At 43.7% G+C, this 575-nt stretch carries 1 protein-coding gene; it reads left to right on the forward strand.

Features of this window, described 5'->3' with window-relative positions; all coding sequences use genetic code 11:
- Positions 1-164 precede the first annotated feature (164 nt).
- The gene (locus Xinn_RS21400) at positions 165-458 is read left to right on the forward strand and encodes a sulfurtransferase (protein WP_244590299.1); all 294 of its coding nucleotides are present in this window, start codon (positions 165-167) and stop codon (positions 456-458) included.
- The last annotated feature ends 117 nt before the right edge of the window (positions 459-575 follow it).

The following is a 575-nucleotide window of genomic DNA, read 5'->3' on the forward strand; positions in this document are numbered from 1 at the left end:
AAATTGATGGAAAAGGCCGGAGAGACTGTCGAACAGGTTTTACATTGGTCATGTTGGCGACGACGACATCAATACTCCGCCCAACAATGTCATTATCGGAGCCGGGATAACCTCATGATTACAGAACAGTTACGGCTGTAGTATTAGGGAGATTTTCTGGACTAGTGGCTGAACCCAGAGCTGGTTTACGACGCGGACATGTACCAGGTTCCATAAACATCCCTTTTACTGAGGTTTTGAACAATGGTAAGTACAAATCGCCTGAGTCTCTGGCTGAAATTTTTTCACGTAAGGGACTCATTAACAAAGATGAGCTAGTATTCAGCTGTGGATCAGGAGTAACAGCTTGTATCGTTCTGTTTGCTGCATATTTGGCCGATTTTGAAAGCCTTCGCTTATATGATGGTTCCTGGGCTGAATGGGGTGCTGATGAAACCTTACCGCTGGGTTTAGAATAATCCAACTTATGACGCACTTATACCCATCGTAATTGAAGCTGCTTGATTTTTCCTTCCTATCAGATCAAGATTGTGTCCATGAAAATTACCCTGACAAATGCCCAAAAAGAAGCCCTC

This window comes from Xenorhabdus innexi (assembly GCF_002632485.1).
Taxonomy (GTDB): Bacteria; Pseudomonadota; Gammaproteobacteria; order Enterobacterales; family Enterobacteriaceae; genus Xenorhabdus; species Xenorhabdus innexi.